Source organism: Phormidium tenue FACHB-1050 (genome assembly GCF_014696925.1).
In the GTDB taxonomy this organism is placed as follows: domain Bacteria; phylum Cyanobacteriota; class Cyanobacteriia; order Pseudanabaenales; family Pseudanabaenaceae; genus Pseudanabaena.
Genome location: NZ_JACJQY010000034.1, coordinates 1 through 22,418, shown reverse-complemented (window position 1 = coordinate 22,418; position 22,418 = coordinate 1). Strand labels below are relative to the sequence as shown.

General features: G+C 41.3%; 24 protein-coding genes and 1 pseudogene. 17 read left to right on the top strand and 8 right to left on the bottom strand.

Features of this window, described 5'->3' with window-relative positions; translation table 11 throughout:
* Window positions 1–135: 135 nt before the first annotated feature.
* Window positions 136–1,956: a DUF1565 domain-containing protein gene (locus tag H6G05_RS18025; protein WP_190580013.1), complete on the bottom strand. Its 1,821-nt coding sequence runs from the start codon at window positions 1,954–1,956 to the stop codon at window positions 136–138.
* 327 nt (window positions 1,957–2,283) lie between these two features.
* Here H6G05_RS18025 and H6G05_RS18020 point away from each other — a divergent pair, with 327 nt between their 5' ends.
* Window positions 2,284–3,114, top strand: a complete 831-nt coding sequence (locus H6G05_RS18020) for an Rpn family recombination-promoting nuclease/putative transposase (RefSeq protein WP_190580011.1) — start codon at window positions 2,284–2,286, stop codon at window positions 3,112–3,114.
* A gap of 15 nt (window positions 3,115–3,129) precedes the next feature.
* Here H6G05_RS18020 and rsmA read toward each other — a convergent pair whose 3' ends face one another.
* Window positions 3,130–3,957 (bottom strand): 16S rRNA (adenine(1518)-N(6)/adenine(1519)-N(6))-dimethyltransferase RsmA, encoded by an 828-nt coding sequence (gene rsmA, locus H6G05_RS18015; RefSeq protein WP_190580009.1) that lies wholly within the window; start codon window positions 3,955–3,957, stop codon window positions 3,130–3,132.
* A 133-nt stretch (window positions 3,958–4,090) separates the two neighbouring features.
* Between rsmA and H6G05_RS25420 the strand changes: the two genes are divergently transcribed.
* The 7 genes from H6G05_RS25420 to H6G05_RS17980 all read left to right on the top strand — a co-directional run bounded on the left by H6G05_RS25420 (window position 4,091) and on the right by H6G05_RS17980 (window position 10,976).
* On the top strand, window positions 4,091–4,681 hold the full coding sequence (locus H6G05_RS25420; protein WP_190580007.1) for a GNAT family N-acetyltransferase: 591 nt from the start codon (window positions 4,091–4,093) through the stop codon (window positions 4,679–4,681).
* 258 nt (window positions 4,682–4,939) lie between these two features.
* Complete coding sequence (gene rsfS, locus H6G05_RS18005; protein ID WP_190580005.1) at window positions 4,940–5,374, top strand: ribosome silencing factor; 435 nt, start codon at window positions 4,940–4,942, stop codon at window positions 5,372–5,374.
* Between the two features lie 236 nt (window positions 5,375–5,610).
* Entirely contained in the window at window positions 5,611–5,835 is a 225-nt protein-coding gene (locus H6G05_RS18000; protein WP_190580003.1) for a ferredoxin-thioredoxin reductase variable chain, read from the top strand.
* An 87-nt stretch (window positions 5,836–5,922) separates the two neighbouring features.
* On the top strand, window positions 5,923–6,945 hold the full coding sequence (locus H6G05_RS17995) for an SPFH domain-containing protein (RefSeq protein WP_190580001.1): 1,023 nt from the start codon (window positions 5,923–5,925) through the stop codon (window positions 6,943–6,945).
* 217 nt (window positions 6,946–7,162) lie between these two features.
* The gene (locus H6G05_RS17990) at window positions 7,163–8,074 is read left to right on the top strand and encodes an RnfABCDGE type electron transport complex subunit D (protein ID WP_190579998.1); all 912 of its coding nucleotides are present in this window, start codon (window positions 7,163–7,165) and stop codon (window positions 8,072–8,074) included.
* A gap of 63 nt (window positions 8,075–8,137) precedes the next feature.
* On the top strand, window positions 8,138–9,520 hold the full coding sequence (locus H6G05_RS17985) for a DUF2330 domain-containing protein (protein WP_190579996.1): 1,383 nt from the start codon (window positions 8,138–8,140) through the stop codon (window positions 9,518–9,520).
* Window positions 9,521–9,992: 472 nt separating this feature from the next.
* A complete protein-coding gene (locus tag H6G05_RS17980; protein ID WP_190579994.1) occupies window positions 9,993–10,976 on the top strand; it encodes a sensor domain-containing diguanylate cyclase in 984 nt (327 codons plus the stop codon).
* Window positions 10,977–11,029: 53 nt separating this feature from the next.
* On the opposite strand, the gene glmU is transcribed toward H6G05_RS17980, so the two are convergent.
* The 4 genes from glmU to H6G05_RS17960 all read right to left on the bottom strand — a co-directional run bounded on the left by glmU (window position 11,030) and on the right by H6G05_RS17960 (window position 14,613).
* Window positions 11,030–12,394: a bifunctional UDP-N-acetylglucosamine diphosphorylase/glucosamine-1-phosphate N-acetyltransferase GlmU gene (gene glmU / locus H6G05_RS17975; protein ID WP_190579992.1), complete on the bottom strand. Its 1,365-nt coding sequence runs from the start codon at window positions 12,392–12,394 to the stop codon at window positions 11,030–11,032.
* 125 nt (window positions 12,395–12,519) lie between these two features.
* Window positions 12,520–13,908 carry an aspartate ammonia-lyase gene (locus H6G05_RS17970; protein ID WP_190579990.1) on the bottom strand — a complete coding sequence of 463 codons (1,389 nt, stop codon included), beginning with the start codon at window positions 13,906–13,908 and terminating at the stop codon, window positions 12,520–12,522.
* A gap of 185 nt (window positions 13,909–14,093) precedes the next feature.
* A complete protein-coding gene (locus tag H6G05_RS17965) occupies window positions 14,094–14,375 on the bottom strand; it encodes a putative toxin-antitoxin system toxin component, PIN family (RefSeq protein WP_322096393.1) in 282 nt (93 codons plus the stop codon).
* Entirely contained in the window at window positions 14,362–14,613 is a 252-nt protein-coding gene (locus tag H6G05_RS17960) for a type II toxin-antitoxin system Phd/YefM family antitoxin (protein ID WP_190579988.1), read from the bottom strand. Before H6G05_RS17960 ends, H6G05_RS17965 begins: the two co-directional genes overlap by 14 nt.
* 152 nt (window positions 14,614–14,765) lie before the next feature.
* On the opposite strand from H6G05_RS17960, the gene H6G05_RS17955 reads away from it, so the two are divergent.
* From H6G05_RS17955 to H6G05_RS17940, 4 genes are all read left to right on the top strand, one after another.
* Window positions 14,766–15,032, top strand: coding sequence for a type II toxin-antitoxin system ParD family antitoxin (locus H6G05_RS17955; protein ID WP_190579986.1), 267 nt, complete (start codon window positions 14,766–14,768; stop codon window positions 15,030–15,032).
* Entirely contained in the window at window positions 15,029–15,337 is a 309-nt protein-coding gene (locus H6G05_RS17950) for a type II toxin-antitoxin system RelE/ParE family toxin (protein WP_190579985.1), read from the top strand. Before H6G05_RS17955 ends, H6G05_RS17950 begins: the two co-directional genes overlap by 4 nt.
* A gap of 100 nt (window positions 15,338–15,437) precedes the next feature.
* Window positions 15,438–15,809: a type II toxin-antitoxin system RelE/ParE family toxin gene (locus H6G05_RS17945; protein WP_190579983.1), complete on the top strand. Its 372-nt coding sequence runs from the start codon at window positions 15,438–15,440 to the stop codon at window positions 15,807–15,809.
* 13 nt (window positions 15,810–15,822) lie between these two features.
* Window positions 15,823–16,152, top strand: a complete 330-nt coding sequence (locus H6G05_RS17940; RefSeq protein WP_094530877.1) for a helix-turn-helix domain-containing protein — start codon at window positions 15,823–15,825, stop codon at window positions 16,150–16,152.
* 15 nt (window positions 16,153–16,167) lie between these two features.
* Here H6G05_RS17940 and H6G05_RS17935 read toward each other — a convergent pair whose 3' ends face one another.
* On the bottom strand, window positions 16,168–17,409 hold the full coding sequence (locus tag H6G05_RS17935) for a hypothetical protein (protein ID WP_190579980.1): 1,242 nt from the start codon (window positions 17,407–17,409) through the stop codon (window positions 16,168–16,170).
* Window positions 17,410–17,539: 130 nt separating this feature from the next.
* On the opposite strand from H6G05_RS17935, the gene H6G05_RS17930 reads away from it, so the two are divergent.
* The 5 genes from H6G05_RS17930 to H6G05_RS17910 all read left to right on the top strand — a co-directional run bounded on the left by H6G05_RS17930 (window position 17,540) and on the right by H6G05_RS17910 (window position 22,183).
* Window positions 17,540–20,062, top strand: coding sequence for a dynamin family protein (locus tag H6G05_RS17930; RefSeq protein ID WP_190579978.1), 2,523 nt, complete (start codon window positions 17,540–17,542; stop codon window positions 20,060–20,062).
* 45 nt (window positions 20,063–20,107) lie between these two features.
* Window positions 20,108–20,335 (top strand): DUF433 domain-containing protein, encoded by a 228-nt coding sequence (locus H6G05_RS17925; RefSeq protein WP_190579976.1) that lies wholly within the window; start codon window positions 20,108–20,110, stop codon window positions 20,333–20,335.
* Between the two features lie 82 nt (window positions 20,336–20,417).
* Window positions 20,418–21,368 (top strand): hypothetical protein, encoded by a 951-nt coding sequence (locus H6G05_RS17920; protein WP_190579974.1) that lies wholly within the window; start codon window positions 20,418–20,420, stop codon window positions 21,366–21,368.
* 21 nt (window positions 21,369–21,389) lie between these two features.
* A complete protein-coding gene (locus H6G05_RS17915; protein ID WP_190580095.1) occupies window positions 21,390–21,797 on the top strand; it encodes a hypothetical protein in 408 nt (135 codons plus the stop codon).
* A complete protein-coding gene (locus tag H6G05_RS17910) occupies window positions 21,785–22,183 on the top strand; it encodes a type II toxin-antitoxin system VapC family toxin (protein WP_190579972.1) in 399 nt (132 codons plus the stop codon). The genes H6G05_RS17915 and H6G05_RS17910 overlap by 13 nt, the downstream gene beginning before the upstream one ends.
* A 70-nt stretch (window positions 22,184–22,253) precedes the next feature.
* Here H6G05_RS17910 and H6G05_RS17905 read toward each other — a convergent pair.
* Window positions 22,254–22,418: pseudogene (locus H6G05_RS17905) on the bottom strand (photosystem II q(b) protein); the annotation flags it as partial.

Sequence of the window (22,418 nt, the reverse complement as noted above, 5' to 3'; positions counted from 1 at the left end):
GTTTTGCTAATTATAGCGCTCCTAAATGAGTTGTAAGATTTTGAGTGTTGTGTGCGCCCCGAAGGGGCGCACACAACCTATTTAGGATTGCTATATGAAGAATGAGAACAAAATTTGCTCTGCAAATTCTGTTCTCTATAAACTATTTTGATGTATTACGCGAGCATCAAGCCCAATAGCCGATCGCATAATTACTTTTAAGACTTCAGCGCGATCACGATCGGGGTAGCCTTGTACCAAAATAATATTGCCAAATCGAGAAGGAATTACTTTACCACTGGGGACAACACTACGAACTCGATTGAGAGCTTCAGCATCTGAAGATGGAATTACAACTAAATAAGGGGTAGTATCCCTTGCTGGGGGTGGTACTAGTGCTGCAATTTGAGGATTGTAGGGGATTGTGGCTGTCTGTGCTGGTGGCGGTGTAGCTGTTGGGGGGATAGAAGTTGTTGGGGGAGTAGTTGTTGGAAGAGGATTTTTTGCGGGTGGAGTAGTAGTTGTGGTAGGTGGTGGATTACTGGGGACAAATATTGATCGCGGCGGGGTAACTTGCCTTGGTGGGACGACAGGAATAGGATCTCGATCAATGAGAACTTCGGTGGGACTTTGAGCGAGATTAACGGATGGAGCCACTGGTCTAGACGTAGTTACGGGAGACGTAGTTACGGGAGACGTAGTTGGAGGAATTAGAGGAGTGCTTGGTTTAGCGGTCATAACTGGTTGGGGGACATCGGGCAATGGCTCAATCAAGATGCTGTTATTGGAAGGCGCTAAAGCATTTGGTGACGTAGCAGGAGGAATAAAACTGGTTTGGGGTCGTGTGATTTCGACAGTATCAATATTGCTGGGATTAGCAGTATTCCGAGCAGGAGCCAAAGTTGCTGTAGCCGCAGGTAATGGAGTGCTGGGGATCTGCGGTGCTGGGGCAGTTGGAGATTCTCCGACAAAGGCAATATTTCCTGCAATCTTTTTGGGGTCAAGTTGATTGCCAACGGCAACTTGGGTAACACCAGAATTATTGTTAATATCTTTACCTAGATTGTTACGGAATATGTTTTTGCCAAGATTTGTGGAAGTCCCCAAATCTGGAGTGGGATAACCTTTACGATCTTTGAGGATGACAATTCCATCACGCTTATTATCAGAAATTAAATTATTTCGCAAAGTCGGAGCCGAAAGATTAGAAACAATAATTCCATCAGTATTATTAAGAATATTGTTATTGCTGACATTCACTCGCGAGTTCTGCCCGATCGCTAATCCAAACCCTGTACTTTCAAAAGTATTATTCCGAATCTCGCCTGTACTGCTGCCCACTGCCGAGAGTCCATTTGCGCCATTCTTTTTAAAGACATTATCACTGACGATCGCATCAGCAGTACCCGTCAAAAATAATCCTTCGCGATCGCTATTGATAAAAGTATTATTGGTGATCGCCACGCGCTTACCTGACTCAACCCACACCGCAGTACCCCTCGTATTAGGATTAGTAACGGTAACCCCTTCAATCCGCGCATCATTATCGGCAAGCATCGTAATATTTTGGCTAGCAAAGCTGGTACTAATAAATCTACCTCCACCGCGAATCACCGTATTCAAACCCCTAGCCGTGGGTGCGCCGCGTAATGTCACACCTGCGGGAAGTTTAATCGGAAAAGACTCCCCTGTATCAGTACTGTAAAGTCCTTCCTGTAATTGAATCACTGTCCCCGCAACGGGTTTAGTAGCAAGAGCAGCCGCGATCGAGGGATAGGGACTATTGGGTGAACCATTACCGTTAGGATTAGCACGCGGAGCAACATAAATCAGTGAGGCTGTCTGCGGTAATTGGCTAGTTTTCCATGTTTGCGCCTGTGTTATTGATAGGGCAGGATGCGCTAACATTGGTGGGGCGATCGCCAAAACCGTGATGCTTATAGCGATCGCGCTGAAGAAACTAAGCTTGCACCGCATACAGGAAATCCTCTTAACCAACGGACAAAAAATTACACAAACACACAATTAATTGTGTGTTTGTGCCAATCAAAATACACGAAAATTCCCCCACTTGCAAAAAATCCTGATGCAGCAAATTTTTTATAGCAATGCAAGTTTTGCAAACCCAAATAAACAAAGGCGGCGCAATGCGCCGCCTTTGTTTATTTGGGTTTTGAATAGAATTGATCTGCCATTAAGTAACAAACCTGTTAAGGTTGCACCCCTGCGGGGTGCAACCTTAACAGGTTTGTTACTTAATTTGCCTATTTACATTAGCTGACTTTGAAATGATAAAATTTCGCGATGTATGACAATACCTGCAAATTCCTAGCCGAGAACTTCCCCGAAGACTTTGCCAGTTGGCTCTTGGGAAAATCCATTCCCCTAACAAAACTTGAGCCATCGGAACTCTCCGCCGAGCCTATTCGCGCAGATTCGGTCATCTTTCTAGAGTCATCGGAAATAGTTGTCCATTTAGAATTTCAGACCAAAATCGATGACACAATGGCATATCGGATGGCGAACTATTGGTTGAGACTTTACGGTAAATATCCCACCAAAGCAATTCATCAAACTGTCATCTATTTAAAGCCTACAAAATCACCTCTCGTCTACCAAAACAGCTTTAAATCTCAGCAACTAAACCATGAATTTAATGTCATTCGTCTCTGGGAACAACCTACTGATATCTTTCAGCAATATCTTGGGCTGTTGCCTTTGGCTGTCTTAACCAAAACAAACAATCCTGAAGAAACTCTAAGAGAAGTGGCTAGACAAATTAATAATATTGCCGATAAACGAGTACAAAGTAACGTGGCAACTTCTACCGCTATAATATCGGGTATAGCCTTAGATAAAGAAATCATCCAAAGACTACTAAGGAGTGAAATCATGAAAGAATCAGTGATTTATCAGGATATTTTACTAGAAGGCAAGGCTGAAGGTAAGGCTGAAGGCAAGGCTGAAACTACTCGTCAAATAGCTCTAAACATGTTGCGTTCCAACGTCTCTACAGATTTAGTTGCCCAATTTACAGGACTGACTCTCAAACAAGTCCAAAAATTACAAAAGCTTTCCGCTAAACAATCTCCAATGCCAAAGCCATTAAAAACTAAGCGATCGCCTAAATCTTAACTTCTAAAGATATTGCTATAGTTTCGACTTGAGTACCTCTTCACTCAAAGCAACCCACTGAGCAACATCTAGATCCTCGGCTCTCACCTGTCCATTAATTCCCATTGATTCCAAAATGAGAACTAATTGATCGCGATCTATTTCTGAAATTAAATTATTTCGCAGCATCTTGCGTTTAGTTGCAAAACCAAGTGTGAGCAGTCGCTCTAAAAATTTAGGATCACTTGCAGTAGTAACTGGTGGACGCGGAATGATACGAACAACTGCCGAGTTAACTTTGGGTGGTGGATAGAAGGCAGTCGCAGGAACATCGCAAATAAACTGACATTCTGCAAGATATTGAATCTTAACGCTGAGAGCATTGTAGGCTTTATGTCCCGCTTTTGCCGCTAAGCGATCGCCAATTTCTTTTTGAACCAATAGAACAATTTGATCAAACTGCTGCACGGGTTCAGAGAGAGTTCCCAATAGCTTTTTGAGAATTTCGCCTGTAATGTTGTAAGGAATATTGGCGATTACTTTGTTGGTATGAGCAGGAAGAGGAATATCGAGAATGCTCCCTTCGATCAATTGAAAATTCTTTTGCGTCATGGTCTTGCGAAGCTTTTCGCAAAGATCACGATCAATTTCCACGGCGGTAAGCGACTCAACAAATGGCAACAGTAACCGAGTAAGGTTACCAGTCCCTGGCCCAATTTCTAAAATGCGATCGCTTGGTTGCAATTGCCCCGCCCGCAAAATTTTATTCAGCACATCATCGCTTCGTAACCAATGCTGTCCAAATTGTTTACGAGGGCGAATAGTTTTACTAGGGACATAGATGGGTTTGTCGGAATTGGTCATTGCGATCGCACAAGTAGATCCAAATTTGCAAGGTTACGCCCCTTTGGGGCGCAACCTTGCAAATTTGGGGTAATTTATTAGTGATAATAACTGAGATCGTTAAATTATTTTCGCTAAGCCGTTAGCGCTGAATGTGCCAAGCCCATCTCCTTCGTTTACTATTCGTCACGCTAGCTCTAGAGATGTTGGGCATGTATCCGATATCTTGACGGAGAGTTTTTATCGAAATACCGATCACCCAGTTAACTTTCTACAGCGATGCTTTACGGATCTGGTATATCCACTTTTGCGCTATGGCATCATGCTTGATCTCAGTAGTCGCTTTGGCGATAAAACACCTTGCTATGCTTGTCTTGTGGCTACCCATCCTGTTAATAAATTTCAAGCGATCGCCTCCTTAGAAATTTGTATGCGTTACGTGCCTGTCAAAAACTACCGAGAATTTTGGTTAGGTCGCGAAATGCAGCAATATCCATATGTGTTTAACTTGGCTGTACATCCACAATGGCGGAGGCGCGGCGTAGCCAAGCAACTATTACTAGCAGCAGAGCAAACCGTAAAACAATGGGGCTTTTCGCGCCTGTACATGCATGTACTTGAGAACAATCAGCCAGCGCGGAGTCTGTATAATCGCATTGGCTATCGACTACATAGCCAAGAAGGTACTGTCAAGTATTGGCTAATGGGACAACCAAGAAGATTTTTACTGCACAAAAGGTTCTAAACATTTACAGCGAAATCCAAACCAGATGAGCGGCGGCGCGAAGCGCCGCCACTCATCTTCTGGTTTTAGCCTGACTAAGGCTATAAAAACCGATTTTAGTGTTTCTAGCGCCTTCGGTGCTAGAAACACTAAAATCGGTTTGATAATGAGAATGGCAGTTTCACATGTTTAGGCAATGCCAAACTTAAGACCTAACTTGGAGATCAAGTTACAATATTGATGTGCTGAAATAATTTATCAGGAGTACATCTGCCAACTATGACCATCGCAACCGATATCGCTACCCCCACGGATCTCAATCTCAATGAGAGAGAGCAAGACCAAAGCTATCAGATAGCACAAGCAGCCGCGATCGCAGCGGATGATCGCAAGGGAGAAAATATCGTTTTGCTCGCGATCGGTGAAGTGTCGAGTTTGGCGGAGTATTTTGTCATTGCGTCGGGATTTTCTAAGGCGCAAGTACGGGCGATCGCAGGTATGGCTGAAGAATCCATCTTGGAAAAATTTGGACGTAAGCCTAGAAATATTGCAGGAGAGCAAGATGGTTCATGGATTTTGCTAGATTATGGCGATGTGATCGTCCATGCAATGATGGCTCAAGAGCGTGAATATTATGACCTAGAAGCATTTTGGGGTCATGCGCCAAAGCTTGAAGTATTTTTACCAGTGCCTGAACCAGAGCAATCAGCATAATAACAAAATCCTTACTGGTTTTTGTTATTATGAAACCGATTTTGGTGTTTCCTACGCCTTTGGCGCAGGAAACACCAAAATCAGTTTTTTGAAAGCCCGCCGTTGGTGGACTTTCAAAAAACTGATTTTTATAATGAGAATTGCTGTCACTCTACTTTTTGTTTTTGATGTTAATTAACACGTCAGACAAGCGATAATTGACAAATCTCGTTTACATTTGGATATATTAGAATTTTATGAAGGTTGGCGATCGCGTTCGTGTTAAAACAGGTTTAAATGTTTTCCATCATCCTGAACACAAAGGTAAATCCTTTGATATCGTAGGAATGGAAGGCGAAATTGTCCGTGTGCATACGGAGTGGAATGGTCGCCCGATCAGTCCTAACTATCCCTATGAGGTGAGATTTACACCTAAATTTGTAACTCATCTAGGCGATCACGAAATAGAATCAATTAGTTAAGATTTTAAGAATTTACAAAAGGCTTGCTAAGCAAGCCTTTTGTAAATTCTTAAAATCTGAATAAATCGCTACCATTGGTTTACATATATGGAAGCAACAATCTTCGGCATTGTCTTTGCACTCTTGAGTGGTACTTATATCTATCGTTCCTTTCAGATCATGGAAGAAGGTCAGATCGCACTGGTTGAAAGGTTTGGGAGGTATCAAAAAACAATGGAACCAGGGATCAACATTGTTCTACCATTTATAGACCGTGTCTCTTTAATTAAAAGCTCTCGTGAGCAGGTGTTAGAGCTTCCTCCTCAACCTTGCATGACCTCCGATAATGTTAGTGTCAATGTCAGTGGTGCAATGTACTGGCAAATTGCTGATCTCCAAAAAGCTCGCTATAACATTGAAAATGTCGATCAATCTTTACAAATCTCTCTTTCAACCCAAATTCAAACTCAAATTGGACGCTGTGAGCTAGACACCATTATTGGCGGGCAAGAGCGGATTAACGCTGAAATTTTAACTGGCATTTCTGGTGATACCCAAGACTGGGGAATTAATGTCCTGCGCGTCAGACTAGGCGAAATCACGATTCCTACTTCTGTACTTCAGTCGATGGAAAAACAAAAGGCAGCCGAGATCGAGAAAAGAGCAATGATTTCGCTATCTGAAGGTGTGAAGACTTCAGAAATTACCAAGGCTGAAGCCGAAGCTCGCTCTAATCGCGTATTAGCTGAATCAGAACGTCAAGTGCAGTTAGAACAAACTGAAGCGATGGCTTTATCGATTGAGCGGATTGCTAATGCGATCGCTAAGCATCCCAATGGCAAGGAAGCAGTGCAATATTTGTTAGCCCAAAAGTATCTAGAAATGGGACAGGCGATCGGTGAAAGTCCCAGCAGCAAAGTTTTATTTATGGACCCAGATTCTATCCCTGCGGCGCTGCAATCATTATTGGCAATGAGCAATCGCAATCTCCCTGAAAAAACGACGGAGGCGATCGCCAAGAAGCCTTTTGGGGAAAGTACAAATATTTCACCCACATTACGCAATTTACCTGAGATTAAACCATTCAACGCACCACGAGATAGTGAGAAAGGTGATCCTAGTACTAATTAAAGAAGCAAATCTTTGTGGCGCAGCGAAGCCGCGCCACAAAGATTTGCTTCTTTATTAATTAAAAGGGTTTGATTCCCCGCCTTCGGCGGGGAATCAAACCTTTGTACCTCGCTAGACACGCTATATAAGCAAGTGATCGTTACAAAAAGCGCAACAGACGGCATTCCTAAAATTTAGGCAGTTATACTGATCCAAACTTTAGGTTAATCAGAAAGCTATGCAGTCATTAAAGTTGCCTTTCGCGATACCGCGATCGCTTTTCAGATTTTTCAGTTTTGGTCTCGCTCCTTTCCGAGATGCCCGTGATTATCAAATTCTATTTCTATCAGTTTTTTTGTTGTTAGGGGTTAGCACCCGTGATTGGTCACTAAAACCGATCGCGATCGCGCTAACATTTGTGACTTGTTGGTTGACGCAAATATGCATGATATCGATATTTCCTCCAGCAACACCACAAAAAAATGAACGTTGGCTATCCCTTAAAAGCGCGACAATCACGGCATTGGGCTTAAGTTTATTATTACGTTCTGATAGTTACGGGGCGATCGCCTGTGCCTCATTTTTGGCGATCGCTAGCAAATTTATCTTCCGCACCAACGGCAAACATTGGTTCAATCCTGCTAACTTCGGGATCGTCGTGGTTTTGCTGCTCGATAGTTTTGTTTGGAATAATCACGCATGGGTTTCTAACGGACAATGGGGTGAAGATAGTTTATACGCTCTAGTGTTTCTCGGTTTAGGTGGCATCGTTCTCAAAAAAGTAGGGCGTTGGGATACGAGCGTCATGTTTTTAGTTGCCTATTCTCTTTTAGAAGGATTACGAAACCTTTGGCTGGGTTGGACTTGGGATGTCTTAGCCCATCGCCTAACGAGTGGCTCTTTGTTGCTGTTTGCGCTATTTATGATTACCGATCCGCGTTCCATTCCGAATGCTAAAGTGGCGCGATTAATATGGGCTGTGGCGATCGCGGTTTTAGCCTTTATCTTCCGCAATGTTTTCTTTAACTCTGATGCGATGTTTTATGCATTATTTCTAATTTCACCACTTACAGTTTTATGCGATCGGCTCTGGAATGCTCCACGATTCCAATGGTTGCCCAAACGCTATAGCACTTTCCTTTCCAACTAAAAACAATATGAATGAGAGCGCTTCGCACTCTCACTCATATCACTGATTTTCAAGGATAGATATATGAAAAAATTTCTGATTTGGATGCGTATACTTTTAAGTACCGCCCTTGCTTGTTTAGTTGTCTTTGCCTATTCACCTGCTGTCTTTGCCTTCTGTGGATTTTATGTATCGCAAGCCGATGCTAGCCTCTTTAACAAGGCTTCACAGGTGGTGATTGCCCGTGATGGCAAGCGAACCGTTTTAACGATGGCGAATGACTACCAAGGCGATGTTAAAGACTTCGCTCTGGTTGTGCCAGTACCAGTATTGCTGAAAGAAAAGCAAGTTCGCATTGGTGAACAGAAGATAATTGATCGCCTTGATTCCTTTAGCGCCCCTCGCTTAGTGGAATACTTTGACTCCGATCCCTGTGCTAGATATGAAGCCTATGATCGGGTTAATCTTGGGGGCATAACCAGAGCAAGTGCAGCCCCAGTAACAGAATCAAAAGCACGCCGTGACAACTACCAAGTTACAATTGAAGCTAAGTTTTCGGTTGGAGAATATGACATTCTCATTCTTAGCGCCAAGGAATCCGATGGTTTGGAAGCTTGGCTCATTGACAATGATTACAAAATTCCACAAGGAGCAAAGGAATTACTTCAGCCTTATATTCGCCAAAACATGAAATTCTTTGTGGCTAAGGTGAATATTGCTGAACTAAGTAAAACAGGTTCTCAATCACTGCGTCCTCTGATGATGGCTTACGAATCACCAAAATTCATGTTGCCCATCCGTTTGGGAATGCTCAATGCTAATGGCGATCAAGATTTGCTCGTTTATATTCTCTCACCCAAAGGACAAGCAGAAGTTGCCAACTATCGCACCATCAAAGTACCTTCCGATGCCGATATTCCCGTTTATGTGAAGAATGAATTTGGCAATTTCTATAAGTCAATGTTCCAAACCTCCTATAACAAGGAGGGACGCAAAGTAGCCTTTTTGGAATATGCATGGGATATGTCAAACTGTGATCCTTGTTCTGCGGAACCGCTCTCGCAAGAGGAACTTCGCAAAGCAGGTGTATTTTGGATTGGTGCGCCCGATTCTAGCCAGCCTTCAAGTCGGCGCATAATGCCTAGACCTCCTAGCCGCAGCGTCTTTATCACACGCTTACATATTCGATATAATCGCGACAAGTTCCCAGAGGACTTAACCTTTAAGGAAACTTCCAATCAGGAATTGTTCCAAGGACGCTATGTGTTGCGACATGCCTTTAAGGGCGAGATGAATTGCGAAGCAGGAAAAGAATATCAGCGATCGCTACGTCCTCGCTTCGAGAAGGAAGCCCAAACTCTAGCAAGTTTAACAGGATGGAACATCGCCGATATTCGCCGCAAGATGAATATCTCTAGTCTTCCTACTCCTGTGGAAACGCCTTTCTGGGAAAACATTTGGAAGTAATCATCAGATAGGATTCTGCGATTTAAACAATAAGCAATTTTTGTTAGTGCGGCGAAGCTATAGCAATGTAAGTTTTGCTTAGGACATAAAACCCAAAAGATGAGTGGCGGCGCTTCGCGCCGCCACTCATCTTTTGGGTTTTGATTTGTCCTGATACAGGTGGCTATAGCTATAAAATCTCGTAGAAACAGTTCGTGAATTGTTTCTACGAGATTTTGAGATAAACTCACTTCGATTTTGCTAAATCTTCTTTTGCTCTTGATTATAATAATATTGAATTGTTTTGACAATTGTTATTAGTCTCACAGCAATTTGAGACAAAACAAATTGTAAGATTTTCATTGAACGTGTTGATTCATAATGCTTTCAACGAAAATCATTGTTCTTATTCACTTAATTTAATTTGTGATTTTTACTCTCAATTATCCTTAAAACTATTATTTTGAATACCTATGCTAAATAACAAATATCTATGAAAGCCCCAGATTACCCAGAGAATGAAGACATTCGTCTTGCCACACTGCGATCGCTAAATATTCTTGATACGGAATCAGAAGAACGCTTTGATCGCCTCACTAGAATCGCCAAGCGACTATTTAGAGTGCCGATCGCCTTAGTTAGCTTAGTTGACACAAATCGTCAATGGTTTAAATCCTGTCTAGGTATAGAAGTTAACGAAATGTCACGCGATATATCCTTCTGTGGTCATGCCATCTTAGGCAATGATATTTTCATGATTGCCGATGCCTTAATGGATGAACGGTTTTACGATAATCCTCTAGTTCTAAATGATCCGAAGATTCGCTTTTATGCAGGAGTCCCACTAGTTGTCTCTAACGGAATTAAGGTCGGTACGCTCTGTTTAATTGATCAAGAACCTCGCATCCTCAGTGAAGAAGACCGAGAGTTGCTGCGTGATCTTGGTCAAATGGCAGCTCAAGAACTATCATCCGTACAGCTAGCAACAATCGATGAATTGACCCAAATATCTAATCGGCGCGGCTTTAGTGCTTTAGCACACCATGCCCTAAACCTATGCAAACGTATGGGTAAGCCTGCTTCTCTCTTCTTTTTTGATCTAGACTTTTTTAAAGAAATCAACGATCTCTATGGACATGCAGAAGGAGATCAGGCCCTAATAAATTTCAGTAGAATCTTAAAAGAAGCTTTTCGGGAATCAGACGTAGTCGGCAGACTAGGCGGAGATGAATTTGTGGCTTTATTGACTAATGCCAATCAGACTGAAACGCATCTCATTTTAAATCGTTTAGAACAAATACTAAAAGACTTTAATAATCAACAGGGATCTCGTGGGTACAATATTATTTACAGCGTTGGCATGGTTGAGTTTGATCCAAGTCGTCATCATTCAATTAATGATCTGTTAGTAGAAGGCGATCGCCTGATGTACGCACAAAAACGTGAGAAACGAACAAGGGAAGTCATTTCATCGTAGGGGCAATTCATGAATTGCCCCTAAATTTCGTTCTTCGGTGTAAGTCCTAACTTTTAGTTCTTCTTCCGACCTTCTTGATCATAATAATCAGGCTTAATGACCTGCTTCGCTCTGGCGATCGCTAAAGCATCAGCTTCCACATTTTCCACAATTGTCGAACCTGCGGCAATATTGACGTTCTCACCAATTTGAATTGGTGCAACTAGAACCGAGTTAGAACCAGTCTTACTGCGATCGCCGATTACAGTCTGATGCTTTTTAAAGCCATCATAATTAGCTGTAATCGTACCTGCGCCAATGTTTACTTGTTTGCCAAGAGTCGCATCACCAAGATAGCTAAGATGAGCAGCGTTAGTGCGATCGCCTACTTTGGCATTCTTCAATTCCACAAAGTTCCCAATCCGACATTTTTCTCCCACTATTGACTCACCACGAATTCGCGCAAAGGGACCAATCCGACAGTTATCCGCGATTTGACTATCTTCAATTACCGAGAATTGCACCGTACAGTTCTCGCCAATAATGCTATTTGACAACATACTCGAAGGTCCAATCGTCGTACCTGAACCAACCTTAGTATTACCGCGCAAATGGGAATGTGGCTCGATAATTACATTCGGCGCAAGTTCCACTTCATCATCAATGGTAATTGTTTCAGGTAGAAGCATGGTGACACCAGCACGCATCCACTTTTCTCTCGCTCTTTTTTGCAAGACATCATAGGCATGGGATAGCTGGATGCGATCGTTAATTCCTAAACTCTCATCAGGATCTTCTAAATCACTTGCATAAACCGATTTGAGATAATCAAAAACTTCAGTCAGATAATACTCCTGTTGAGCATTATTCGTAGTCAGTTTCGGTAGAGCCTGAGCTAATTCTTGCCAATCAAAACAATAAACACCCGTACTAACACGCTGATTGAGAAGCTGTTCAGGATTACAATCACGATGTTCGATGATGCGTTCGATCTTCATATCGTGATCGCAGAATACACGACCATATCCCGTCGGATTTGGCAAAATGGCTGTGAGGACAGTTGCAGAAGCTTTGTGTTGGCGATGACTATCAATTAAAGCTTGAATCGTTTCTGTACGCATCAAAGGTGAGTCACCAGTAAGTACAACTAGTTCACCTGCAAAATCTGCTAAAGGTTCCAATAGTTGCTGGATCGCATGACCCGTTCCTAATTGCTCTGTTTGCTCTGCAAATTCTAGTTGCGGATAATCTGCGAGCGCAGCCCGAACCTGATCGCTACAATAACCAATAATCGCAATACGGCGATCGGCTTTGAGAGAGTCTGTAGCATTGAGAACACGCTCAACTAATGATTTACCTCCCAGTGGCTGTAATACTTTAGGTAACGCGGACTTCATGCGCGTTCCTTTACCTGCCGCCAAGACTGCTACTGCTAACATATTTTTCTCATTCTCCATTGATAATAACTATTGGGGCTTGGAGACCAAGCCCCTACCTTTACAAAAATATGTAGGGATTTGATCTCCAAATCTTCTTTTAAAATGACATAGAAAAATCATGAGTGCTATCCATTGGGACGGCTCATTTGCTCAAGATCAAGAACTTCGGCTAGCTTCTCCTCTGTCATCAATCCCTTATCCAAAACCACTTGACGTAGAGATTTGCCTGTTGCTAGGGATTCCTTGGCGACATCAGCAGCATTGAGATAACCGATGTGGGTATTTAAGGCAGTCACCAGTGAAAGGCTACCTTCGGCATAGGCTACACAGCGATCCTCAACTGCCACGATTCCTCTAATGCATTTTGTTGCAAGGGTATCGATCGCATGACCCAAAATCTCAATACTCTGAATCAAATCGTAGGCAATCAAAGGCATCATCACATTCAGTTCCAATTGACCTGCTTGCGCCGCAAAAGCGATCGCTGTGTCGTAGCCGATAACTTGATAGCAAACCATATTTGTCATCTCAGCTATTACAGGATTATACTTGCCTGGCATGATGGAAGAGCCTGGTTGTACTGGTGGCAATTGAATCTCGCGCAAACCAGTTTTGGGGCCTGAATCCATCAAGCGCAAGTCATTGGCAATTTTGCAAGTATCTTGGGCAAGGTTGCGGATTGCACCCGATACATTCACAAAGGGAGCCATACTTTGCATCGCAGCCATCAAGTTACTAGCGGGCTTCAGTTCAAAGCCAGTAATCTCGCTCAATTTTTCAGCAACGCGATCGCAATATTGGGGATGCGTATTTAGTCCTGTACCTGACGCACTCCCGCCTAAACCCAAGGTTTTTAAATCATTGGCTGCTAGGTGAATGCGTTTAATGTGATCGCTAATAATTTGGGCATAGGCTTGAAATTCATCACCAAGTCTGACGGGGACAGCATCCTGTAAATGGGTACGTCCAGATTTGACGATTCCTGCAAAGGCGATCGCCTTAATCCGTAACTGTTCACTGAGATTTGCTAAGGCAGGAAATAGAACGTGATCAAGGGCTAATAATGCTCCAATCCGAATCGCTGTGGGAATTACATCGTTAGTAGACTGTCCGTAATTCACATGATCGTTAGGGTTTACATTTTGGTAATTCCCCTTAATGTCACCCAAAATCTCAAGGGCGCGATTGGCTAATACTTCATTGATGTTCATATGATGCGATGTACCAGCCCCCGCCTGATAAACATCAACAACAAACTGATCCCGTAACTGTCCATCTAATATTTCATCTGTCGCCGCCGCGATCGCCATGCCCATCCCGACAGGAATACAACCGAGTTCGGCATTAACTAATGCTGTAGCTTTTTTGATCAGCAAACAAGCATCCACAAAGGTGGGTAGGGGCTTAAGTCCACTAATTTTAAAGTTATCGATCGCCCTTACAGTTTGAATACCATAGTAAACATCATCGGGCAGGGACATTTCCCCCATGGAGTCGCGTTCGGTTCTAGTCATAGGAATCTTGTTAATCGGCTGTTTTTTTAGGTATGCGTTATAGCTTAATGTTAACTTGGCAAGTCGAGATTAAATTCATTTATTTGCCCTAAAGAATGGCGATCGCTCTAGAACATATCAATTTGAAAGTAATGTTATAGATTAGCGATCTCGCTTATTAGGCGATCGTTTAAGAGCTTCACAATTCAAAGCTTTATGATCTCATCCCAAAAAGTACGTGGCTTGATGACTGAAGTATTTTGAATTGGGTTCAATACAAGCAAGTCACTGTCTCCAGTAATCAGATGAGAAGCCTCACCATTTAGCGCTAAGTCTATAAATTTATCATCTTTCGGATCTCGACATAATTGAACTTGATTCAAAATCTCGACAAACAACCATACAGTTTTGATGCGGATAGATAATCCATCAATATCGTCATGATCAATTGTATCGAGAACTAAACGCATAGAACTATTGGTCGTCACTCAACAGTTCATTTAACTTTTCTTCCGTTAAGCCACGTTTTTGTGCTTTTTTTGCAATGCTAGATCTGAATTGTTGAAATTCTTGAATATTAATACGAGTAATGCGTTGATAGTCTTCAATAGACATAATTACAGCGACATCACGATTCTGTTTGCGGATCATTACAGGTTCAAGCTGGGCTTTGTCGATGATTGCACCAAAGGATTGTTTGGCTTCTGTTGCTGAAGCAATTTGCATAGCTTTAGCTCTTTTTCTTATATTATAGACAAAATAGACAATTTGTCCGTAAGCATGATAGCGATCGCGCTTATCAGGCGATCATTCAAGTATCTCCATCTTGAAAGCTTTTGGTATAATTACTGATAATCAAACGGCTTAGGATGTAAATCATGAGTATTGCCTTAAAAATTGAGCAAGAGCAGTTTATTCAAAAAAAGCTCAATAGTGGTAAGTATGGCTCTGCTGATGAGGTGATTTTTGAGGCATTTCGGTTACTTGAGGAAAGAGATCAGCATTACGAGCAATGGCTGCAAGATACTCGCCAAAAGGTAGCTGAAGGTATAGCTCAACTAGATCGGGGTGAAGGATTGGATAGTGAAACTGTGATGGCAAGATTGAAGGAACGGGTTCGTAATGCTCGTGAGAGCCATCAATGACAAGCTACATTATTTCTCCATTAGCAAGTCGAGATTTGGATGATATATTTGACTATTTTGCAGAGTTTAGTGTTGATGCTGGCGAGAGATTTGTTGATGACTTCAATAAGAAATGTCGTAACTTAGTCGCTTTTCCTAGTATTGGTCGTGCCTATACTGAGATAGATACTTCTTTGCGTGGTATTCCTTTGAGTGGCTATATCATCTTCTATCGAGTGAATGAGAACTCCATAGAGATTGTCCGAGTGGTAAGTGGATATAGAGATTTAGATTCTTTGTTTACTGAAAGTAATGATACAAATTAGCGATCGCCATATCAGGTGATCGTTTAACTACATCTGCTTTTAAAGCCGTAAGCCACAATATTAATTTTATATGATATGCTAGTCTTAGCATATTTGTAATGTGAGTAGTTTATTTTTGAAGCCTGTTGAATGGATTGGAAGTTCTCTAGATGATTTAAAAGATTTCCCAAACGAGGTTCAGCAAGTTGTGGGTTATGCCTTGTATATAGCTCAATGTGGAGACAAGCATCCTGTTGCTAAGCCACTTAAAGGGTTTAAAGGTGCTGGGGTTGTGGAAGTGGTAGATGACTTTGATGGAGATACTTATCGGGCAGTTTATACGATCAAATTTTCTGATGTTGTTTATGTTTTGCATTCCTTTCAAAAGAAATCGAAACAGGGTATTGCTACTCCAAAGCAAGATATGGATTTGATTGAGGCAAGACTAAAACGGGCTAAAGAACACTATGCTGAGCATTACAACAAGAAATAAATGGAGGTGTTAAATGACTGAAGAGATTAAGGTGCAAAGAAGTAGTGGCAATGTGTTTGCTGATTTGGAATTAGAGAATTCTGATGAGTTGCTGGTTAAAGCAGAACTTGCTTACAAAATTAGCAGTATCATTACTAAGTTAGAAATAACTCAAGTTGAAGCGGCTAAACTATTGGGAATCGATCAGCCTAAGATGTCGGCTTTGATCAATGGCAAGTTATCAGGCTTCTCGACTGTGAGGTTATTTAGATTTTTAAATTCTCTAGGTCGAGATGTAGAGATTGTTGTGAAAGATAAGCCTAAATCTCGTTCTCAGGCTCGTACTCAGGTTGTGAGTAGATAAGTTACTTTATTTGGCTTATTGGAAGTAGTAGTATAGATTAGCGATCGCCATATCAGACGATTGTTTAACTACATCTGCTTTTAAAGCTTTATGTCCCGAAGCTTGAGCTTTTTCGACTACTTCATACTCATATTTTGAGCGTAAGTCTGGTGAAGCCATTAACTTAAGTTGATCACGAAGAGATTCAAAATGAGATTTTGGTTTTAACTCGTCATAGATTTTTTGTTCGGGAACTTCAAAGCTGCTAAGTGCAGAGGTCATTTCTTGAGGAACTGGGCTTAGTTCAGAGCTTTCTAGTAATTTCAAGTCAGAAGCGGGTAAAGATTGAATCCATTCTGATTGTTCTTGCCAAGATGACAGAACTGCGAGATCTTGGGTGCAAATACGGTTAATTTCTGGATAGAGTAGGTCTATTTCTTCTTGGTACTCTACAGCCTCGCTCACATTCAAAATATCTTGACAAATACTGTTTTGTAGATTTTGGAGTCTGTGGGTAACTGCTCCTGATTGCTTTTGGATTTGGTAGGTCATGATGATCATCTGCTCGATCGCCCAAGCACATTCCTTTCTTCTGAGTTGCCCGATTGCTGAAAGATCGGAAAGTAGTTGAGGATTGCGATAGTCTCCAAGGGCTATAGAAAGCATTTGTCGGGCATTGGCTAAATCGTGATCTTTAATTTTAATGTCGTCACAAGCTAAGGCGGATTTAATTAGCTCAATGGCTTGCAAAAACTGACCATAGGCACGAATGAGAACGACTCGATGCTGTTCAAATTTGATGTCTGTGGCGACTTCATCAATGTGATTTAAGATTTCAGTACCTTGATCTTTAAGTGCTTTTTTGAGGTCAATAAAGCCATCTTTAATCTCAACGCGCATTTGGCGAACGTCTTCGCGTAGTTTCAGGATTTGATGTAAGCTTGCTGCGGAAATTGCTACATTTGCGATCGTTCCCACCCCGATTAATGCTGTTGTGGCTTGTAATACTCCTAAAGTTTGCTGAATCTGTGTGATTCCACCTAATACCGCAGTAAATCCTTTATGAGTTTGGTACATTTGCAAACCACCCATAGCAACCTGTACTGGAATCGCTAAAGGATTACAACAAGATGAACTGACTCCAATCGCCATTTCTATAAATCTACCTGTAATCGGATCTCTTACTATTGGTAACAGTTGACCTGCTTTTGATATTACCTGTACCAATTGACCAGAATTTAGCAATGCTTGACTTGCGCCAGAAAAGATGTAATCCATAGTACATAAATCATAGAAAAAGCTCTTTAAAAGCTTTATTTGATTAAATATTATCAGATTTTATTGTGTAAATGATTTTTTTGGGCTGTATTTCTGATAAATTCTAGATAACTAGATTTTTAACCCAAGCATGAATACTCAACTTATTGGTAGCCAAGCGGTCAAACTCTTGTCAAAGTTGACTGGTCAAGACTTGACGGTACACGACATTACGCCGCAAGTGGTGTTTATGGCTAACGTGATCGCGTTGTTGAAAGGGGTAATTCATGCGGATGCGAAAGTTAGCGAAGATGAGGTTTCTCAATTCAGGGCGACACTTAGCAAACTCAATGTGGGCAATAAACAGACATTTGAGTTGTCAAAGCTTTTGTATTCAGGTATTCAAAAATATAAACTACATTCTGAAATAGATGATTTTCTGATTTTGCTTGTTCCACTAAGTGAAGCAGAAAAACTGCTTTTATTTGGCTTAGGGTACAGAATGACAATGGCAGACTCTAGTTTAGATGAGAGTGAGAGTAAATATTTAAGGGATTTAGGCAAACGATTAGAACTAGAATCACGTTATCTTGACATTTTGGAATCTAGTTTTGCTGGTAAGTCTTACAACAATCAAGATTTTCAAGAGGTATGCGATCTAGTCGATCCTGCTCGTTTTCATGATTTGGGAACTGTGTTTGTGAATGCAGCAGATGATTTGCTCACTGCGTTAAATCAGCTTGTTAAAATTGAGATTAAGGAAGCTCAGCCTGTAGCCAGTCCGACAAATTCAGTAAGTGGTGAATATCAAAAGCTGCAAGGTTTTCAACTACAGAAACAATCTTTGCTCAAGCGGATTAATCATTTATCTGAACTTATTGATGGCGGTATTAAGGAGAGCTTTTTACCTGTTACTTTTCAGGATGAGATTCAAGCTATTAAAGACAAATTAGAGTCTCAGCGTTTTCGGGTGGCGGTGATTGGTGATTTTAGTCAAGGTAAATCGACTTTGCTCAATGCTTTGCTAGGTGAAGAGATTCAGCCTGTGAGGGCAATTCCTTGTAGTGGTACTTTGTCGGTTTTGAAATATGGCGATCGCAAGCGGGTAGTTTGTCGTTATCGTGATGGCAGTGAACAAGAAATTGCGGTTGAAGATTATCAGAAAAAAACGGCTATTTCTAAGGAAGCGGCTCTAAATAATCGTAGTGAAGAACTGCTTAAATCCAATATTGCCGAGATTGTTTTTGAGCATCCCAATCTGTTGCTATGTCATAACGGTGTAGAAATTGTGGATTCCCCTGGGCTAAATGAACATCCAGATCGTACTAGGGTTACTGAGGAGTTGCTGAAAGAAACTGATGCAATTTTATTTATGACCAATGCGAATAAATTATTAACTCAGGGTGAAAGGGATATCATCACCAGAATCAAGGAACGTGAAGGCGATCGCCCCTTAGAAAATCTATTTCTAGTTGTTAATTTTATGGACAATTTGGATAGTGATGAAGATCGCGAAGATGTGCAAATTGCCGCTAACAGCATCATCAAGGATGGCTCTATTACAGGCAAAGAGAGAATCCATTTTGTTTCTGCTAAGTCTGCTTTAAAAGCTACTCTCAGCAATACATCGAATGAGTATCTAGTCAGTTTTCAAAACTTCACTGGTACTTTAGAAGCTTTTCTCACTGATGAACGCGGATCTGTAATTTTGCAATCTGCTACGCAAAAGCTTAATGAGCTTACCCAAGATTGCGTCAATGAGCTAAATAATGCGACTGACAGCATTAACACAAACTTAGCAGCTTCCTATAAAGAGGAAATCTTAGAACGTATTGGTGAAGCAAGCGGAAGATTTATAACCATCCGTAAAATGGTTGATTTTCTTAGAAAACAGACCACTGATTTAGCTCTAGTCTCTTGGCAGGAAAACAGCGCTAAATTTCAAGCAAAGATTGAGCAAAGAAGCAAAGAGTGGAAAACTGACCATAACCCGCTTTTTAGTCGTGACTCACTAATCCAAGATTATGTAGGGCAATTTAGTAAATCACTTCAAGATGAAATCAACTTATGGGTACAACTCCACTTAAACAATGAGATTATTGCCCCTAAACTAAATCTACTGGATAGAGGAATCAAAGAAGAATTGACAGCGCTTAATTCTAGTTTTTCTGGACTTGACAGAAAAATTGGCACAAATTTTGACGATAATTTCAGCCCAGCTTTTAATAATTTTGATGCGAGTTATGTAGCTGCGTTGACTGCTGGTGGTGTTGTTGCAGGTGGTGCAGGTGCAGCAGCAGCTTTCTTTATGATTCCAGCTTTAGCATTAGGACCTGCAATTATTATCGGCATTGCTGCGGCTGCTCTATTGGGAGGAGGCGGTTTATTTGCTTCAATGTCAGATGCTTACTATCAGATTGCTAAACAGGTCTGTGATTCTGGATTTAAAGAGTTTGAGAAATCAGAAGATAGTATCAAAGAAAAAATTGGTGAGTTCATTGCTACTTTATTTGATAACCGTATTCAGTCAGTTGATGCACTAATCAAGCAAGTTATTTCTGAATGTGAAAATCGGTTAGAACTTGAGGATCGGAAACAACAGGAAGAAGGCAATCGGCTACGTTCTTTAATCTCTAGCAAAAAACAAGAATTTGAAAAATCTCTTTCGATTTAATCAGAGTAAAATCATCTCAATCCATTCAACAAGGACTATGTAAATATGCTATTACAACGTATCACAATAGATTGGAATATCTGTCATGGAAAACCCTGCATCAGAGGTTTGCGCTATCCTGTCGAGATGATCTTAGAACTTCTCAGTTCAGGCATGACTACCGAAGAAATTTTAGAAGACTATGACGATCTAGAGCGAGATGATATTTTTGCAGTCCTAGCCTATGCCACAAAACTTAGCCAAGTAAAGAGCATTCACAAGTTTCTTGTATGAAATTATTGAAATGTCACGAGACACAGTAATAGTTTATCCATAAATACATCAGTTATATACAATATATCTAAAAAATGAACTTATGCTAATTTTCCTCATTCATGGGGTCGCCACGCAAGATGCAGGTTACGGCGATCAATTTAAGAAAAAAATCAAAGAAATTTTGAGTAAGAAAAATGCCCAATCACCGATCTTTTACTCTAGCTTTTGGGGACATGCCTTTAAAAATAAAACCGATCAACTCTTTAACTGGGTCCACTCAGATATTAAAGAATTATCTGAAAAATGCAAAGCACTACGCGGCAGTGAATATGATATCTATCGCTACCAAGAACAGCGCGAAGACTTTATTGCCAAGTTCTTTGGAGACTTTTTGGTATATCTCAATCAGGACAAAGGCGCATCTATCCGCAAACAAATCTTGCATCAATTCCAAGACTTTGTGGATAACCATCCCGAAGACCAAGAAATTGTGATCGCCTCCCATTCGCTCGGCACATTAGTTCTCTGGGATCTCCTGTTCACCAAAGACTTACCCGAAAATGATCCTGCTTACGAATTTCGCAAATTATTCAACTCAAGCGATTCTAAGTACAAATTACGCGGAATTGTGACAATGGGATCACCACTGCTATTCATGCGACTCAAGCAAAATATAGACTTTTCCACAGTTGATGATTTTGTTGCCACCAGCTACAACGCGCTCACTTGGCTGAATATCATTCACTCTTCAGACTTAATCGCCTATCCTCTAGGTAACGCCATTAAACACGACAGAGCTAAAAATTTTTTCTTTACTGATCAGTATCTCTGGATGAATGCCAATGGCGCAGAATCAGGCGCATTAAGACTTGCTCAAGTTCATGCTGGCATGGCTTTAGGTATGGCAGATGCTCACTGCTCTTATTGGAACAATAATATTGCTGCGGACTTAGTGGCTTCCCTCATCAGCGGAGACTTAACTACCTTAGCCACTCAAAAAGTACATACAGGTTGGATCAGTTACAGAGAAGATTTACCTAAAAATTCTTGATTAGATGTAATCGCTTAGAACTTGAGGAGAAAAAACAACGGTCAGAAGGCGATCGCCTACGTTCTCTCATCTCTAGCAAAAAACAAGAATTTGAAAATACTCTCGAATCCTCATAAAACTATGATCAAACAAATTACCCTAGAAGTCGAATCCCCCATCGCTGACGCATACCAAAATGCAACCCCAGAACATCGTCAAGCATTACAGGCGATCGTCAGTCTATATTTAAAATCTATCTCTATCCCACAGCAAATAGTCTCTAAAGAAGCTAATGCAAAATCAGAGCAAAAAGACGTTAATCCCGATCAAGAAGGTCCTAACAAAAAGCCAAAGCGCACAACCCCAACCCATCTAGCTGGAAAAATCGAAATTTTAGGTGATATTGTTAGCCCAATCGTAGATGAAGAGGACTGGGAATGCCTGAAATGATAATTCTCGATACCCACATCTGGATTTGGTATGTCAACGAAAACTTCGATCAAATTCCTACACAATGGCTAGAGCAAATTCGGCAATCAGAAATAGTTGCAGTGTCAGCAATGTCTTGCTACGAAGTTGCTCTAGCCTATAACAAAGGCAGATTAGCGATACATATACGCGTTCAAGATTGGCTTACTGATTCGTTAGCTCCCGCAGGAATCGATCTATTGCCACTGACTCCAGAGATTACAGTCAGAGCCGTAAATCTATCGCCCATTCACAAAGATCCCTTTGATCGCCTAATCATCGCTACCGCATTAGAATATGGCGCAAAACTTGCAAGTGTTGACAACTTATTTTCTAAATATCCTGAGCTAAAAAATTATTTGATGTAAATTCTGCACAAATAAAAAAGCCCCTCCTTGCGGAGAGGCTTTTTTATTTCGAGAAGACTAGATTAGTCGATTAACCATTGATAGCAGGAGCAGCCATTGCTACAGGAGCTACATCAACTGCTGCCAAATCGAGTGGGAAGTTGTGAGCGTTGCGCTCGTGCATTACTTCCATACCCAAGTTTGCGCGGTTGATTACGTCTGCCCAGCTAGGTACAACACGACCTTGGCTGTCAGA

Excerpts from the sequence above, each read along its gene's own strand:
- H6G05_RS17950 (WP_190579985.1), top strand. The coding sequence starts at position 15,029 with ATGACAAGCTACATTATTTCTCCATTAGCAAGTCGAGATTTGGATGAT.
- H6G05_RS17960 (WP_190579988.1), bottom strand. The coding sequence starts at position 14,613 with ATGCAAATTGCTTCAGCAACAGAAGCCAAACAATCCTTTGGTGCAATC.
- H6G05_RS17955 (WP_190579986.1), top strand. The coding sequence starts at position 14,766 with ATGAGTATTGCCTTAAAAATTGAGCAAGAGCAGTTTATTCAAAAAAAG.
- H6G05_RS17930 (WP_190579978.1), top strand. The coding sequence starts at position 17,540 with ATGAATACTCAACTTATTGGTAGCCAAGCGGTCAAACTCTTGTCAAAG.
- H6G05_RS18020 (WP_190580011.1), top strand. The coding sequence starts at position 2,284 with ATGTATGACAATACCTGCAAATTCCTAGCCGAGAACTTCCCCGAAGAC.
- glmU (WP_190579992.1), bottom strand. The coding sequence starts at position 12,394 with ATGTTAGCAGTAGCAGTCTTGGCGGCAGGTAAAGGAACGCGCATGAAG.
- H6G05_RS17940 (WP_094530877.1), top strand. The coding sequence starts at position 15,823 with ATGACTGAAGAGATTAAGGTGCAAAGAAGTAGTGGCAATGTGTTTGCT.
- H6G05_RS17925 (WP_190579976.1), top strand. The coding sequence starts at position 20,108 with ATGCTATTACAACGTATCACAATAGATTGGAATATCTGTCATGGAAAA.
- H6G05_RS17990 (WP_190579998.1), top strand. The coding sequence starts at position 7,163 with ATGCAGTCATTAAAGTTGCCTTTCGCGATACCGCGATCGCTTTTCAGA.
- rsfS (WP_190580005.1), top strand. The coding sequence starts at position 4,940 with ATGACCATCGCAACCGATATCGCTACCCCCACGGATCTCAATCTCAAT.
- H6G05_RS17985 (WP_190579996.1), top strand. The coding sequence starts at position 8,138 with ATGAAAAAATTTCTGATTTGGATGCGTATACTTTTAAGTACCGCCCTT.
- H6G05_RS17910 (WP_190579972.1), top strand. The coding sequence starts at position 21,785 with ATGCCTGAAATGATAATTCTCGATACCCACATCTGGATTTGGTATGTC.
- H6G05_RS17935 (WP_190579980.1), bottom strand. The coding sequence starts at position 17,409 with ATGGATTACATCTTTTCTGGCGCAAGTCAAGCATTGCTAAATTCTGGT.
- H6G05_RS17970 (WP_190579990.1), bottom strand. The coding sequence starts at position 13,908 with ATGACTAGAACCGAACGCGACTCCATGGGGGAAATGTCCCTGCCCGAT.
- H6G05_RS17980 (WP_190579994.1), top strand. The coding sequence starts at position 9,993 with ATGAAAGCCCCAGATTACCCAGAGAATGAAGACATTCGTCTTGCCACA.
- H6G05_RS17920 (WP_190579974.1), top strand. The coding sequence starts at position 20,418 with ATGCTAATTTTCCTCATTCATGGGGTCGCCACGCAAGATGCAGGTTAC.
- H6G05_RS17995 (WP_190580001.1), top strand. The coding sequence starts at position 5,923 with ATGGAAGCAACAATCTTCGGCATTGTCTTTGCACTCTTGAGTGGTACT.
- H6G05_RS18000 (WP_190580003.1), top strand. The coding sequence starts at position 5,611 with ATGAAGGTTGGCGATCGCGTTCGTGTTAAAACAGGTTTAAATGTTTTC.
- H6G05_RS18025 (WP_190580013.1), bottom strand. The coding sequence starts at position 1,956 with ATGCGGTGCAAGCTTAGTTTCTTCAGCGCGATCGCTATAAGCATCACG.
- rsmA (WP_190580009.1), bottom strand. The coding sequence starts at position 3,957 with ATGACCAATTCCGACAAACCCATCTATGTCCCTAGTAAAACTATTCGC.